At 67.2% G+C, this 15,058-nt stretch carries 13 protein-coding genes and 1 tRNA gene; 10 read left to right on the top strand and 4 right to left on the bottom strand.

Features of this window, described 5'->3' with window-relative positions; genetic code table 11:
- Positions 1-109 precede the first annotated feature (109 nt).
- The 3 genes from GR702_RS02120 to GR702_RS02110 form a co-directional block, all read right to left on the bottom strand.
- Positions 110-1,219: a phytase gene (locus GR702_RS02120; protein WP_160984279.1), complete on the bottom strand. Its 1,110-nt coding sequence runs from the start codon at positions 1,217-1,219 to the stop codon at positions 110-112.
- Positions 1,219-4,047 (bottom strand): TonB-dependent receptor, encoded by a 2,829-nt coding sequence (locus tag GR702_RS02115; RefSeq protein WP_160984278.1) that lies wholly within the window; start codon positions 4,045-4,047, stop codon positions 1,219-1,221. The genes GR702_RS02120 and GR702_RS02115 overlap by 1 nt, the downstream gene beginning before the upstream one ends.
- 177 nt (positions 4,048-4,224) lie before the next feature.
- Positions 4,225-4,299 (bottom strand) — tRNA-Thr (locus tag GR702_RS02110).
- A gap of 132 nt (positions 4,300-4,431) precedes the next feature.
- On the opposite strand from GR702_RS02110, the gene GR702_RS02105 reads away from it, so the two are divergent.
- The 9 genes from GR702_RS02105 to GR702_RS02065 all read left to right on the top strand — a co-directional run bounded on the left by GR702_RS02105 (position 4,432) and on the right by GR702_RS02065 (position 12,537).
- Positions 4,432-4,611 (top strand): hypothetical protein, encoded by a 180-nt coding sequence (locus GR702_RS02105; RefSeq protein WP_160984277.1) that lies wholly within the window; start codon positions 4,432-4,434, stop codon positions 4,609-4,611.
- A 119-nt stretch (positions 4,612-4,730) separates the two neighbouring features.
- Positions 4,731-5,417 carry a 2,3-diphosphoglycerate-dependent phosphoglycerate mutase gene (gpmA, locus tag GR702_RS02100; protein WP_160984276.1) on the top strand — a complete coding sequence of 229 codons (687 nt, stop codon included), beginning with the start codon at positions 4,731-4,733 and terminating at the stop codon, positions 5,415-5,417.
- Positions 5,418-5,489: 72 nt separating this feature from the next.
- Positions 5,490-5,945 carry a 5-(carboxyamino)imidazole ribonucleotide mutase gene (gene purE, locus GR702_RS02095; protein ID WP_160984455.1) on the top strand — a complete coding sequence of 152 codons (456 nt, stop codon included), beginning with the start codon at positions 5,490-5,492 and terminating at the stop codon, positions 5,943-5,945.
- A gap of 112 nt (positions 5,946-6,057) precedes the next feature.
- Positions 6,058-7,116 (top strand): 5-(carboxyamino)imidazole ribonucleotide synthase, encoded by a 1,059-nt coding sequence (locus tag GR702_RS02090; protein ID WP_160984454.1) that lies wholly within the window; start codon positions 6,058-6,060, stop codon positions 7,114-7,116.
- Between the two features lie 11 nt (positions 7,117-7,127).
- Positions 7,128-7,631, top strand: coding sequence for a dihydrofolate reductase (locus GR702_RS02085; RefSeq protein WP_337192498.1), 504 nt, complete (start codon positions 7,128-7,130; stop codon positions 7,629-7,631).
- Between the two features lie 11 nt (positions 7,632-7,642).
- Positions 7,643-8,575: a bifunctional riboflavin kinase/FAD synthetase gene (locus GR702_RS02080; RefSeq protein ID WP_202407987.1), complete on the top strand. Its 933-nt coding sequence runs from the start codon at positions 7,643-7,645 to the stop codon at positions 8,573-8,575.
- 96 nt (positions 8,576-8,671) lie between these two features.
- Positions 8,672-11,587 carry an isoleucine--tRNA ligase gene (gene ileS / locus GR702_RS02075; RefSeq protein ID WP_160984274.1) on the top strand — a complete coding sequence of 972 codons (2,916 nt, stop codon included), beginning with the start codon at positions 8,672-8,674 and terminating at the stop codon, positions 11,585-11,587.
- Positions 11,584-12,114, top strand: a complete 531-nt coding sequence (lspA, locus tag GR702_RS02070; protein ID WP_160984273.1) for a signal peptidase II — start codon at positions 11,584-11,586, stop codon at positions 12,112-12,114. The genes ileS and lspA overlap by 4 nt, the downstream gene beginning before the upstream one ends.
- Before the next feature lie 3 nt (positions 12,115-12,117).
- A complete protein-coding gene (locus tag GR702_RS02065; protein WP_160984272.1) occupies positions 12,118-12,537 on the top strand; it encodes a DUF3035 domain-containing protein in 420 nt (139 codons plus the stop codon).
- Between the two features lie 136 nt (positions 12,538-12,673).
- Here GR702_RS02065 and GR702_RS02060 read toward each other — a convergent pair whose 3' ends face one another.
- Complete coding sequence (locus GR702_RS02060) at positions 12,674-14,008, bottom strand: CNNM domain-containing protein (RefSeq protein WP_160984271.1); 1,335 nt, start codon at positions 14,006-14,008, stop codon at positions 12,674-12,676.
- Between the two features lie 190 nt (positions 14,009-14,198).
- Here GR702_RS02060 and GR702_RS02055 point away from each other — a divergent pair, with 190 nt between their 5' ends.
- On the top strand, positions 14,199-14,873 hold the full coding sequence (locus GR702_RS02055) for a YiaD family glycine zipper/OmpA-like lipoprotein (protein ID WP_160984270.1): 675 nt from the start codon (positions 14,199-14,201) through the stop codon (positions 14,871-14,873).
- The last annotated feature ends 185 nt before the right edge of the window (positions 14,874-15,058 follow it).

Here is a 15,058-nt window from a genome sequence, read left to right as displayed (position 1 = left end):
GAGCGATGCGACGGATCATCAGACCGTGTTTCCACGTGGAACATGCTGCGACCGGCGCAGGACCGGGGAGGCTGCGGGCAGGCACGTAGGCGCTTGCCCGCAGCCATGCTCAGCGCAGGCCCAGCGCCGCCTTGATCGAGGCCCAGGACAGCATCTTGAAGTTCTGGGCGTGCGGCGCGTTGTCGCCGTCCTGCGCCATGAACACGCCTTCGGGGAAGGTGGGGCCGAAGTCGCCCACGATCAGTTCGATCCCGTCGGTCTCGCTGGTGCCGCCCAGTCCGCCGCCGTTGACGCGGAACCGGCCGGCCAGCTTTCCGCTGGCCAGATCGTAGAGGGCATAGGCATTGTCCCCCTGGCTGGAGGCGACGAGCCACGCACGGCCATCGGCCTCGCGGGCGATGGCAAGGCCCTCGACATCGTCGACCAGACCGTCCGCTTCGCCGACGCGGGCATAAGCCTCGCCGGACAGAGTGGCGGGGGCGAGCGGCACTTTCCAGATGCCCACGTCCTCTTCCGCGACGTAGAGCGTGCCTGTCGCATCGTCGACGACGCAGCCTTCGGACTGGGTCGCGAACTTCACGTCGCGCAGATGCTCGGCCGCGATCGTCCCGGCCCTGTCGACCAGGCGGCTTTCGGCGACCGTGCCATCCTTGAGGACGACATAGGCGCGCGCCAGTTCACCCGCGGCAAGCGGCGCGCCCATGCAGAAGCCGTAAGCTTCGGCGGGGGCATGGCCCGGCTTCAGGAAGCTCTGGGCGCCAAGGACGGCGAGCTTGCCGCTGGCACCGTCGAGAGCGAACAGGGCGATGCGCGGCTCGGCGCGGTCGGTCCGGTCGCTCGCGCCGACGAGGATGCGCCGCGAACCGTCCGCCATGCGCACTTCGCGCAGGTCCGCATTGTTGAGCGCGCCTGCGGGCGAGAAGTCGCGCACCTTGCCGTCGAGCCCGTAGACGTAGAGGCCGGCCTTCTTGTCGGTGCCGAGCAGCAGGCTGGCGGCGGGGTTCGCCGCGTTGCGCCAGATGGCCGGGTCGTCGGCCGCATCGGCGGCGGCGGTGCCGACCGGGGTGGTCTCGGCCTGGGCGGGAATGTCGGTTGCCGCATAGCGCGGGCGCGGAGCCTCGGCCTGCGGGGCCGTGGTGGCGCAGGCGGTGAGCAGAAGCGCCGGCAGCAATGCTGCCGAGCCCTTCCTTGCGGCCTTCACGATGTCGTGTCCTGCCATCAGAACGAAACCCGCGCGCCGAACTTCACGGTCGAGCCGTATTCCTCGTACTGCAGCAGGCGCTGGGCACCTGCGAAGTTCTGGTAGGCGTAGTACTTGGCGTTGTTGACGTTCACCCAGTCCGCGAACACGCGGATGTTCTCGGTCACCTTGTACTTGGCCGAGAGGTCGAGCTGGAAGTGCTGGTTGACGATCCGGTCCTGATCGACGCTGGAGCCCACCTCGTCGAGGTACTTGTCGCGGAAGGTTCCGGCAGCGCGCAGGCTGATCGGGCCCTTCTCATAGCCGATAACGGCGTTGAAGGTGTTGCGCGACGAGCTGGGCAGCGAGATGCGGCGCGAGACCTGCGCGCCGCCGTCGTTCTCGTAGGAGATCGAACCGCGGGCGTAGGTATAGGTGTAGTTCACCTGGGCCAGCAGGCCGTCGAACGGCGCGGGGAGCATCGAGAAGACCTGGCTGTAGCCAAGCTCCACGCCTGCGACCTCGGCCTTGCCGCCGTTCACCGCCTGGTCGACCTCGGTATATTCGACGCCGTTGAAAGTGCCGCCCGCGGTCGATCCCTGGGTGTAGATGAAGTCGTCGATCGACTTGTAGAACGCGCCGAAGGTGAACGCGCCGTTGTTGGTGAAGTAGTACTCGAACCCGGCGTCCAGGTTCCAGGACTGGTAGGGCTTGAGGTAAGGGTTGCCGAACTCGGCCTCGCCGTCCTCGTTGATCGAGTAGCTGGGGGCCATGTCGGCGAAGTTGGGGCGCATCAGGGTCTTGTAGCCGGCGAAGCGGGCGACGAGGTTCTCCTGCGGGCTCCAGCGCACGGTGAGGCTGGGCAGCCAGTTGGTGTAGTTGCGCTTGTAGGCGACGGGCGACACGTCGATCGCGGTCACGTCCTCGCCTTCCTCGTCCTCGGACACGCTGACGGCGACCAGGTTGCCGTTCAGTTCGTTGTGCGTGCGCTCCATGCGGACGCCGCCGATCACGCGCAGGGTGCTGGAATCCCAGCGGCCGAGCAGGTAGCCGGCGATGATGTCCTCGCGCACGCCGAAGTCGCTGATCGAGCTGTCGATCAGGCTGTCTTCGGGATTGAACTCGAAGCCCGCGGTGTTGGCGAGGTAGAAGTCGGCCGAACCGCGCTTGTTGGCGACCGGCCCCATGTCGAGCAGGCGATAGGTCTGCGAGCCGAGCACGTCGGCCAGCGTCAGGTCGCCGTCATAGCCGTCGAAGCGGCTCATGTTGAAGTCGTAGGTCTTCTTGCGCCAGCGGGCCTTGGCACCGGCCTGGACGGTGAAGTCTCCGGAGGTGCCGGCGAAGGTGTGGGCGAGATCGGCCTTGACGGCGTACTCCTCGTCCCGGCCGTCGGAGAGCGTGGTCAGCTCGAGGCGATCGAACTCGTAGTTCGACGCATCGTTCACGAGCCCGGCACCGCTGGTGACCGAATAGCGCGGGAAGTACCGGCCGGAGTTGTCGATGTTGATGGCGACGCCCGAATCGTTCTCGAACTCGGCAGCGAAGCGCATCGGATCGAGCGAGAAGGTCTCCTTCTCCGTCGACTTGGCATAGCTTGCCTGCCAGTTGAACTTCCAGGTTCCGGTATCGGTGTCGCTGCCGATCGCGACCGAGCGGATGCGCTGGCGCTCGAAGCGGTCCTTGTGGTCGCGCTCGATCGTCAGCGCGTCGCCGTCGTCGAGAGAGCCGGTGTCCAGCGTCAGGCCGGAAGCAGACGCGGTGGCGCCTCCGAAATCGCCGAAGTCGAACGTGGTGCGGCGACGGTATTCCTGGTCGTCGAACTGGGCCCAGTTGCCGCGCACATAGGCCTTGGTGGTGTCGGACACGCGCCAGTCGAACGAAAGCGCGGCGTTGATGCGCGTGCGCTCGACGTCATAGTCGCGATATTCGAGGGTTTCGGCGTAAGCGTTGTCATCGTCGTCGCTCGTCCAGTCGGCGGCCTCGACGTTGTCGGTCTCGAACTTGCGCTTGTAGTAGCTGACCGAGCCCGCGACGCCGAAATCGTCGCCCAGCTTCTGGACGAAATCGAGCGAGCCCTTGGGCGTCACCTTGCCCGAGTAGTCGTTCCAGCTGCCTTCCGCGCTCAGCGAGTAGCGGTTCTTCCGGGAATCGAAGGCGCTGGTGGTGTTGATCTCGATCGAGGCGCCCACGAAGTCGCCGTCCATGTCCGGGGTGAAGGACTTCTTGACCTCGATCGATTCGATCGTGTCGGACGAGACCACGTCGAGCGCGACCTGGCGCACGTCGGCTTCGGGAGCGGGCAGGCGCACGCCGTTGAGCGAAGTGGAGTTGAGGTTCGGATTGAGGCCGCGCACGGCTACGAAGCGGCCTTCGCCCTGGTCGTTCAGGATGTTGACGCCGGGCAGACGGCGCAGCGATTCGGCGACGTTCTGGTCGGGGAACTGACCCACGGCGTCACGGGTCAGGACCGATTCCACGCCATCCGCCGCGCGCTGGCGGGACAGGGCGCTGGTCAGGTTGGAGATCTGGCCCGTGACGAGGATGTCGCCGCCGCCGATCGCGTCCAGGTTGAAGTCGGTGGAGATGCGGCCCGTCGCGGGAACGGTGACGGACTGCGTGGTCACTTCCGCACCGACGTAGCGGGTTTCCAGCGTGTAGGTGCCCGCCGGAACGTCGCCGAACACGTAAGTGCCGGCGCGATCTGTCTCGGCGGTGCGGTTCAGCTCGACGATGCGGACCGTGGCGGACTGCAGGCCGCGCACGCCGGTGGCGTCGGTGACGTGGCCGGTCACTTCGCCTGCATGGGCGATCGTGGCGAAGGACGCCGAGGCGAGCAGCCCCGCAAGGAGCTGGATCGAACGTTTCATGGCTGGAAGGGTTCCCTGTAGCAACGCTTTGTCTGTTGCAGGGGCCCCTAGGGCGCTTTCGTGACAGTCCCGTGCGATTGCCAAGACAGTTTTATGACGCTCGCTGCGCTGCAGCAGGACGCACGGCCAGTATCGGCAGGGCCAGGTAAGCAATTGCCATCAAGTAGGGGTGGGGAATGGTGCTGCTAGGGAGGATTGAACTCCCGACCTCACCCTTACCAAGGGTGCGCTCTACCACTGAGCTACAGCAGCGCCGTTCCAGGCCCCGGCGGTGCGGGGCAGATGTCCCGGTCACCCCGGGACAGGGGGGCGCTATTGGTCGCAGCCGAAGCGATTGTCAAGCGCCGCTTGCGCTTTGTGTGTCGCGGAGGCATTCGGTGAAGCATGGATGACCCTCGAGCGACACGGCAGAACGGCACTCAGACCGCGGAAAAGCTGACGCGCGAGGAGCGGCTGGCCGCCAAGCTGCGCGAGAACCTGCGCCGCCGCAAGGCGCAGGCGCGCGCCGTCGCTGCCCCTCCCGCCACGCCTCTTCAGGGCGATCCGGCAAAGGATCGCGAATAGCGAATCGGTCAGGCTTCCCAAATCGGCCCCGGAAAGCTAGGGCCCCACACGCCAGATACTGGCCCGCAGTTTGATCGACCTCGCGACGCGCTCGCGTCGCCAGCAAAGGGAGCTACGCCTTGCCTCGCCTGATCCTTCTTCGCCACGGCCAGAGCCAATGGAACCTCGAGAACCGCTTCACCGGCTGGTGGGACGTGGACGTGACCGAAAAGGGCGAGGCCGAGGCACGCGCCGCCGGTGCGCTGCTGAAGGAGAAGGGGCTGCTGCCCGACGTGGCCTTCACATCGCTGCAGACGCGCGCGATCAAGACCCTGCACTTCGCGCTGGAGGCCGCGGGCATCCTGTGGATTCCCGAAACCAAGGACTGGCGCCTGAACGAGCGCCACTATGGCGGCCTGACCGGACTCGACAAGGCGGAGACGGCGGCCAAGCATGGCGAGGACCAGGTGAAGATCTGGCGCCGCAGCTTCGACATCCCGCCCCCGGTCATGGATCGCGGCACAGAGTTCGACCTGTCGGGCGATCCGCGCTACGCCGGCATCGACGTGCCCATGACCGAGAGCCTGAAGGACACCATCGCGCGCGTCCTGCCATATTACGAAGGCTCGATCGTGCCGCACCTGCATGCGGGCTCGACCGTGCTTGTCGCCGCGCACGGCAATTCGCTGCGCGCGCTGGAAAAGCACCTCTCGGGTATCTCGGACGAGGAGATTACCGGGCTGGAGATTCCGACCGGCCAGCCGATCGTCTACGAACTGTCGGACGATCTCGCCGTGCTCGACCGCTACTACCTCTCGGAGCGCTGAGCCGTGGCCGAGGCCCAGCCGTCGGTCGCTCCCCCGGTCGCCCCCGCGGTGGCCCCCCCGGTCGCCATCGTGATGGGCAGCCAGTCCGACTGGCCGACCATGACCAAGGCCGCGGAGATGCTCGACAGGCTCGGTGTCGCCTGGGACGCGCGGATCGTCTCGGCGCACCGCACGCCCGAGCGGCTGGTGGACTTCGCACACGGCGCGGAGGATGAAGGCTTCAAGGTGATCGTGGCCGGAGCGGGGGGTGCTGCGCACCTGCCGGGCATGGTGGCCTCGATGACCCATCTTCCGGTGCTGGGCGTGCCCGTGCAGTCGAAGGCGCTTTCGGGCCAGGACAGCCTGCTTTCGATCGTCCAGATGCCGGCGGGGATCCCGGTCGGCACCCTGGCGATCGGTGAGGCGGGCGCGGCCAATGCAGGGCTCCTCGCCGCCGCGATCCTGGCGACGGGCGACGAGGCGCTGGCCGCGCGGCTCAAGGCGTTCCGCGCCGCCCAGACGGCGAGCGTGGCGGAGAAGCCGGCCTGAAGGGCGGCAGGGCCCTCGTGCGAGCGGCGGGCCCGAACTTGTAAGTAACTGGATAAGGCCCGCGTCCTTCGCATATCGCAGGGCCGGGGCACAAGGCAGGCGTAAAGGCGTGATGATCTCTCCTGGCGAAACCATCGGCATCCTTGGCGGCGGCCAGCTCGGGCGGATGATCGCCGTGGCGGCGGCGCAGCTGGGCTATCGCTGCCACGTCTATGCCCCAGAGGCCGATTCGGTCGCGGCCGAGGTCTGCGCCGAATTCACCTGCGCGGCCTGGGACGATGCCGATGCCATGGGCCGGTTCGCCGCCGCCTGCGCCGTCGTCACCTACGAGTTCGAGAACGTGCCCGTCGCCTCGCTCGCGGCGCTGGGCGAGACGCCGCTGCTTGCCTCGCCGCTCGCGCTGGAAACCGCGCAGGACCGGCTGAACGAAAAGCGCTTCGTCGCCGCGCTGGGCGGCCGGCCGGCGCCGTTTGCCCCGGTGGACAACGCGGCCGACCTTGCCGCCGCGATCTCGGCGATCGGCCTGCCGGGCATCCTCAAGACCCGGCGCGACGGATACGACGGCAAGGGCCAGTGGCGTATCATGACGGCCGCGGATGCCGAGGGTCTGGACCTGCCCGGGGTTCCGCTGGTCTACGAAGGCTTCGTCTCCTTCTTCGCCGAATTCTCAGTGATCCTGTGCCGGGGCGGGGACGGCGAGATCCGCTTCTTCGATTCGGCGCACAACGTGCACGAAGGCGGCATCCTCTCCGTCAGCACGGTGCCCGCGCCCGCCCGCCTGCTCGAACAGGTGCCCGCCGCGCGCGACCTCGCGGCCAGCGTGGCGCAGGCGCTGGACTATGTCGGCGTGCTCACGCTCGAATTCTTCGCGACGGACGAGGGCCCCGTCTTCAACGAGATGGCCCCGCGCGTCCACAACTCGGGCCACTGGACGATAGAGGGTGCGGTCACCTCGCAGTTCGAGAACCACGTGCGCGCCATCTGCGGGCTGCCGCTGGGCGACACGAGGCTTGCCGCGAAGGCGGTCGAGATGCGCAACCTCATCGGCGACGAGGCGCACGAATGGCCCGAGATCCTGGCGGATCCGGTCAATCGCCTGCACCTCTACGGCAAGGGCGATGCGCGCCCGGGCCGCAAGATGGGCCACGTCACCCGCCTGACGCTGGACTGAAGGGACGGGGCGTGGCGCAGGACATCTTCCTCATCTACGCCCGGGCGGCGAACGGCGTCATCGGCCGCGACGGCGCCCTGCCATGGCGCCTGCCCGCCGATCTGCGGCGCTTCAAGGCGCTGACGATGGGCAAGCCGATGGTGATGGGCCGCAAGACCTTCGAGAGCTTTCCCGCGCCCCTTCCGGGACGCCGCCACATAGTGCTCACCCGCGATGTCGCCTGGCAGGCGCCGGGCGCGGAGCCCGTGCATTCGGTGGAGGAGGCACTTGCCCTTGCCCGTCAGGGCGAAAGCGGGGGCGAGGGCCAGGTGGCGGTGATCGGCGGCGCGGAAATCAACGCGCTGTTCCTGCCGCTTGCCTCGCGCATCGAGCTTACCGAGGTCGCGGGCGATTATGAAGGCGATACGGTGATGCCCGCGGTCGGGCCCGAATGGCGGGAGAGCGCGCGCGAAACGCACGATGCGCAGGGTGCATTCCCGGCGCATGCTTTCGTGACGCTCGAGCGCGCCCTATAGCCGGCACACCGATGATTCGCCTCGACAACCGACAGCCCGTTCCCGAATCGCTGCGCGGCGCCGTGCTGGCGCTGGGCAATTTCGACGGCTTCCACCAGGGCCATCAGGCCGTGGTGGGCGAGGCGATTCGCTGGGCGCGGGCGGAAGGGCGGGCGGCGATCGTCGCCACGTTCGATCCGCATCCCGTCCGCCACTTCAAGCCTGACGCCGAACCGTTCCGCCTCACCACGCTGGCCCAGCGGCAGGAGCTTTTCGCAGGCGCCGGGGCCGATGCCATGCTGGTGCTGCACTTCGACACTGCGATGGCCGCGATGCCGGCGGACCATTGGGTGGAGGAGATGCTGGTGCGCCACATGGGCGCGGCGGGCGTGGTCACCGGGCAGGACTTCACTTTCGGGCGCGCCCGCGGCGGCAATCCGGCGGTGCTGAGCGAGGTCGGCGCGCGGCACGGACTGCAGGGGCGCACGGTCGGTCCGGTCAGCGACGCCGGGGGCACCATATCCTCCAGCCGTATCCGCGAGGCGCTCAAGGCGGGCGACTGCCAGCTGGCGGCTCGCCTGCTTACCCGCCCGTTCGCCATGCGCGGGCGGGTCCAGCATGGCGACAAGCTGGGCCGCACGATCGGCTATCCCACCGCCAACATCGACATGGCGAACTACCTGCGCCCGCTTTACGGCATCTACGCCGTCACCGGCCGCATGCCCGACGGACGCCTGGTCAAGGGCGCGGCGAACATCGGCATCCGGCCCACGTTCGATCCCCCGAAGGAACTGCTGGAGCCCCACTTCTTCGACTTCGCAGGCGATCTCTACGGGCAGGAGATCGAGGTGGCCTTTCACCATTTCCTGCGACCCGAGGCGAAGTTCGATTCGCTCGATGCGCTGATCGAGCAGATGGACCGCGATTGCGACCGCGCGCGCGACCTGCTGGCGGACCTTGCCTGACCCCGACCTTGCCTGACGCCTGAAGCGGTCAGTCGACCGGCGACGAAATCGCCGCACTTCCAACGATCCCGCAATTGTTCTAGTGCGCGAGACCTTATGACCGAACAGCGTGACTATCGCAGCACCGTCTTCCTGCCGAAGACCGATTTCCCCATGAAAGCCGGGCTCCCGCAGAAGGAGCCGGGCATTCTTGCGCGCTGGCAGGCGGAGAAGATCTACGAGAAGACGCGGCAAAGCCGCCGTGGCCGCGAGAAATTCGTGCTGCACGATGGCCCGCCCTACGCCAACGGCGACATGCACATCGGCCACGCCCTGAACCACATCCTCAAGGACATGGTGGTGCGCACCCAGACGCTGCTGGGCAAGGACGCGCCTTACGTGCCCGGCTGGGACTGTCACGGCCTGCCCATCGAGTGGAAGGTCGAGGAAGAGTACCGCAAGAAGAAAAAGAACAAGGACGAGGTTCCGGCGCAGGAATTCCGCGCCGAGTGCCGCACCTATGCGCAAGGGTGGGTGAACGTCCAGCGCGAGCAGTTGAAGCGGCTGGGCATCAACGGCGACTGGGACAATCCGTACCTGACGATGGACTTCCAGGCCGAAGCCACGATCGTGGGCGAACTGCTGAAATTCGCTGAGAACGGGATGCTCTATCGCGGCGCCAAGCCGGTGATGTGGTCGCCGGTGGAAAAGACCGCGCTGGCCGAAGCCGAGGTCGAGTACGAGGACATCACCTCGACCCAGATCGACGTGGCGTTCGAGATCGTCGAGTCGGCTGTGCCGGAACTGGTCGGCGCCCATGCCGTGATCTGGACGACCACGCCCTGGACGATCCCGGTGAACCAGGCTTTGGCGTATGGGCCTGAGGTGGAGTACCACCATTACCGCGCGCACGACGGACGGCGCTTCATCGTCGCCGTGCCGCTGCTCGAGGCGTTCTTCGCGCGCACCGGCCTTGGTCCGCTCGCCGAGAACATGATCGGCGATGCGGACTTTGCCGAATACGCGCTCGGCACCTTCAAGGGCTCCGACCTTGCCGGAACTCTCGCGCGGCACCCGATGCACGCGCTGGGCGGCTTCTTCGCGGAGCCGCGTCCGCTGCTCGCCGGCGATTTTGTCACCACCGACAGCGGCACCGGCCTCGTCCACATGGCGCCCGACCATGGCGAGGACGACTTCGAGCTGTGCAAGGCCCACGGCATCAACCCCAAGTTCGTGGTCGAGGCCGACGGCAAGTACCGAGAGGACTGGCCGTGGCTGGCGGGGCAGGGCTCGGTCATCAACCCCAAGTTCAACGCGCCCGACGGCCCGATCTGCACGGACCTGCGCGAAACCGGCGCGCTGCTGGCCGCCTCGGCGGACTACAAGCACAGCTACCCGCACTCGTGGCGCTCGAAGGCCAAGGTCATCTACCGCTGCACCCCGCAGTGGTTCGTGCCGATGGACAAGGCGATGACGCACATCTCGCCCAAGTCCTCCGCCGACCGCCGCTGGGAGAACGAGGGCGGCGCGATCGATCCGGTGGAAGAGGAGCTTTGCTCCGCGCCCACGCTGCGGCAGGCGGCGCTCAAGGCCATCTCCGACACCCGCTTCGTCCCCGAAAAGGGCCGCAATCGCATCGGCGCGATGGTGGAGGGCCGGCCCGACTGGGTGCTTTCCCGCCAGCGCGCCTGGGGCGTGCCGATCACGCTGTTCGTGAACCGCAAGACCGGCGAGTACCTCGTCGACGAGGCGGTGAACGATCGCATCCGCGCAGCGATCCTCGCAAACGGCGTCGATGGCTGGTCGGATGAAGCGGCGCAGGACCTGCTCGGCCCCGACTACGATGCCCAGGACTACGAGCGCGTCTCCGACATTCTCGACGTCTGGTTCGATTCGGGATCGACCCACGCCTTCGTGATGGAATCGGGCCGCTGGCCGGACCTGCTGAGGCCGGAAGGATATCACGGCCCCAAGGCCGACCTCTACCTCGAAGGCAGCGACCAGCATCGCGGCTGGTTCCAGTCCTCGCTGCTGGAAAGCTGCGCCACGCGCGGCCATGCGCCCTACAAGGCCATCCTGACCCACGGCTTCACCATGGACGCCAAGGGCATGAAGATGTCGAAGTCGCTGGGCAACACCATCAGCCCGCTAAAGGTGATGGAGACCAACGGCGCCGACATCATCCGCCTCTGGGCGCTCAGTGTCGATTTCACCGAAGACCACCGCATCGGCGACGAGATCCTCAAGGGCGTGGCCGACCAGTACCGCAAGCTGCGCAACACCCTGCGCTATCTGTTGGGCGCGCTCGACGGGTTCGAGGAGGAAGTCCAGGAATTCGGGCGCCTGCCGGTGGAGCAGATGCCCGAGCTGGAGCGCTATGTGCTCTCGCTGCTGGCGCAGCTGGACACCGCGCTGCGCGAAGCGGTCGATACCTTCGACTTCAACACTTACGTGCGCTCGCTGCTGGATTTCTGCAACGAGGATCTTTCGGCCTTCTTCTTCGACATCCGCAAGGACTGCCTCTACTGCGATGCGCCTGCGGATCCGAAGCGCCGGGCCTACCGCACGGTGCTGGACGTGCTGTTCCACGCACTGATCCGCTACGCCGCGCCGGTGATCGTCTTCACTGCCGAGGAAACCTGGGCCTCGCGCTATCCGGCCGATGTCGAGGCGGGCGGCAGCGTCCACCTGCTGGAATGGCCGCAGGTGCCCGCCGTCGAAGCGGACGGCGCCAAGTGGGCGGAGCTTCGCGCCCTCCGCGAGAAGGTGACCGAGGCGATCGAGCCGCTGCGCCGCGAGAAGGTCATCGGCTCCAGCCTTGCCGCGCTCGTCACCGTGCCGGAAACCGCGCCCGAGACCGACCTTTCCGAGCTGTTCATCACCGGGACAGTCACGCGCGGGCAGGGCGCGGAGGTGAGCGTCACTCCATCCACCGACCACAAGTGCGGCCGCTGCTGGCGCCATCTTCCCGAAGTGACGGAGGATGGCGACTTGTGCGACCGCTGCGAGAACGTGGTGGAGACTCTGGCATGAACCCCTGGCGCAAGCGCCTGATCGGGCTGCTGGTCGCGGCGGTGGTCTTCGCTCTCGATGTCGGCATCAAGAGCTGGGTCGTGGGCGGGCTTCGCCTGAACGAGATCCAGCAGGTCTACGTCCTGCCGTTCTTCAACCTGACATGGACACAGAACTTCGGCGTTTCGCTGGGCCTGTTCACCGCCGGATCGCCCGAGGCACGCTGGGCGCTGGTGGCGATGACGGGCGCGATCGCCGCGTTCGTGCTGGTGTGGCTCCTGCGCGAGCGCAAGCTGCCCGATATCGTGGCGCTGGGGCTTGTGCTGGGCGGCGCGGCGGGCAACATCCGCGATCGCTATACCGTCGGCTACGTGATCGACTATGCGGACTTCCACATCGGCAGCGTCCGCCCGTTTCTCATCTTCAATCTCGCCGATGCGGCGATCACCATCGGCGTCCTGATAATCCTTGCCCGATCCCTGCTTTCGCGCGACAAGCCCGAGAAAGCGGCGCAACCCGCCCACGAGGCTCAAGAGAATGCGAGTTAATTGATGCGCATGAAGAAAACCGGTGCTCTCCTTCTCGTCACGGCCGGAGCGGTCCTGTTGTCGGCTTGCGGCAGCACCGGGCTGTTCGACCGCACCCGTCCGGACGAGTTCGCGGTGCAGCGCCAGACGCCGCTGGTGGTGCCGCCCGACTTTTCGCTGAGCCCGCCCAAGGAAGGCCAGCCGCGCCCTGCGGACGAATCGCTGCAGCAGCAGACGCTCGACGCGCTGTTCGGCGGCCCGCAGGCCCGCAGCGAGATCGAGAAGTCGACGCTGAGCCTTGCCGGAACATCGGACCCCGCGATCCGCTCGACGGTGGGCGATCCGGGTACCTACACGGTCGCCAAGGGCCAGGTGACGCGCGCGATCCTGGCGGCTCCCGAAGGTGACGGGCGCGACGCACAGACCTCCGTCGGCGGCGCCTGAGCGCCGGGACTTCCCGGAAGCCGCAAGGCTCCATCGGAGATGCGAAAAGGCCGGGCTTCCACCCGGCCTTTTTCGTTGCTGCTGGTGCGGGCAGAGTGCCGGTGGCCCGTTAAGCCGGCGGGCCGGCGATACCGGTTCAGCTTTCGCCGCTCACCCCGTCGCCCTCGTGCTCGCCGGCTTCGGCGCTGACCAGGATCTTGTCGATCTTGAGACCGTCCATGTCCACGACCTCGAACCGCCAGCCCTGCTCGGTGAAGTGCTCGCCCTCGTGCGGGACCTTCTTGAGAACGGCCAGGACATAGCCGGCGAGCGTCGCGAACTCACGGTCGTCGGGAAGCGTCATGCCCAGTCGGTCGGCCAGCGAATCGGCCGGCATCGCGCCCGAGACCAGCAGCGATCCGTCCTCGCGCGTCACCACGAGAGGCTCGTCGCCCTCATCCTGGTGGGCGACGAAGGTGCCTGCCAGCGCCGACAGCACGTCGGACGGCGTGACCACGCCTTCCAGATGGCCATACTCGTCATGGACCATCGCCATCGCGACCTCGGCGGTCTGCAGCTTGCGCAGGGCATCCATGGCGTCGAGCTGGTCGGGGATGACCTCGGCCCTGCGCATCATCGCCCGCACGTCGACCGGGCGACCGGCGACAAGGCAGGCGAGCACTTCGCGCACCTTGAGGATGCCGACCACGTCGTCCGGTCCGCCTGGCCCGGTCACGGGCAGCAGCGAATGGGGCGAGGCTTCGATCTTGGCGCGCAGCTGGGCCCCGTCGGCGTCGACGTCGATCCAGTCGATCTGGTTGCGCGGGGTCATCAGCTCGCGCACGGGGCGCTCGGCCAGGCGCAGGACGCCCGTCATCATCGCGCGCTCCTCTTCCTCGATCACGCCGGTGCGAGTGGCTTCGGCGAAGATCATCTGCAGTTCCTCGGCCGTCAGCTGCTCGGAATTGCCGCTGCGGATGGAGAAGAGCCGCAGGATCAGCGCGGAGGAGCGGTCCAGCAGCCACACGAAGGGGCCCATGGCCCGCGCCAGCAGGCTCATCGGGCGCGCCATGATCAGCGCCACCGGCTCGGCCATGCGCAGGGCCAGCTGCTTGGGCACCAGTTCGCCCACCACGACGCTGGCATAAGTCGTCGCCATGATGACGAGCGCGAAGCCGGCCTCTCCCGCAAAACGGGCAGGCACGCCCAGCGCCGCCAGACGCTCGCCCACCGGCCCGCCGAGGCTTGAGCCCGAATAAGCGCCTGCCACGATGCCGATGAGCGTGATGCCGATCTGAACGGTGGAGAGGAAGCGCCCGGGATCTGCCGCAAGGTCCATCGCCGTCTGCGCCGCTCGGCTCCCCCGCTCTGCCTGACCGCGCAGGCGCGCCGGGCGCGCGGAGACGATGGCCAGTTCGGACATCGAGAACAAGCCGTTGAGCAGGATCAGGCCGGCGATGATGAGGAGGTCAGTCCAGGGAAAGGGCGTCACAATGACCCACCGCTAGCAGAATTCCGGCCGCGTGCGAAGCGTTCGTGATCGGGCGCAATAAATTGCAACGTCGGGGCTGTCAGGGAACAGATGCAGGCGGGACGGGTTGAGCGGGCATCATCCATTTGCCATTCATGGTCACTACAGCACACAGATGTCCTCACAGGGCACAAAGAAGAAGGGCCACACGATGAACAAGTCGCGTCTCGTCACGTCTGCAGCCGCGGTACTCGCGCTGGTTTCCGTTTCCGCCTGCGTCACCGACCCCAACACGGGCGAGCGCAAGGTCTCGCGTACCGCGATCGGCGGCGCGGGCGGCGCCGGCCTCGGCTATCTGCTGGGCAGCGTCATCGGCGGCAAGACCGCGCGCATAGTCGGCGCTGGGATCGGCGGCGTTGCGGGCGGTGTCGTCGGCTACCAGATGGACAAGCAGATCAAGGAACTGAAGGAGCAGACCGCCGGTTCGGGCATCGACGTCAGCCAGGAAGGCGATGGCATTCTCGTGAACCTGCCCGACGTCACTTTCGCGGTCGATTCGACCGTGATCAGCCCTTCGTTCCAGGCCTCGCTGGACAAGGTCGCGCAGTCGATGATCCAGTATCCGAACAGCCTGATCGACGTCTACGGCCACACCGATTCGACCGGCTCGGCCACGTACAACATGGACTTGTCGAAGCGCCGCGCGGATGCGGTCGGACGCTACCTGATCAGCCGCGGCGTGTCCTCGTCCCGCATCCAGACGCAGGGCATGGGCAAGAACTATCCGGTGGCCGACAACACCACGGTGGAAGGCCGCGCGCTCAACCGCCGCGTGGAGATCAAGATCACTCCGGTGACGACCGACGACGTCAACGCCGCGCGTTGATCGAAGTCCCTCTTCAGAGAAAAGAAAATCGGGGGTCGGTGCCATGCACCGGCCCCTTTTCGTGACGGCCGCCCCGCTCCTGCACACACCCCGGCCTCCTGCTCGGGCGCCGCGAATTACCCCGGTGTAACTTGCATCGCGCCCTTCGCGCGCTAGTCTGCCGGAAACCGGTTTCGGGGGGCACC

The sequence above is a fragment of the Novosphingobium silvae genome, from assembly GCF_009856825.1.
Lineage (GTDB): Bacteria > Pseudomonadota > Alphaproteobacteria > Sphingomonadales > Sphingomonadaceae > Novosphingobium > Novosphingobium silvae.
The sequence above is the reverse complement of the archived record's forward strand: the minus strand, read 5'-3'. Positions and strand labels throughout refer to the sequence as shown.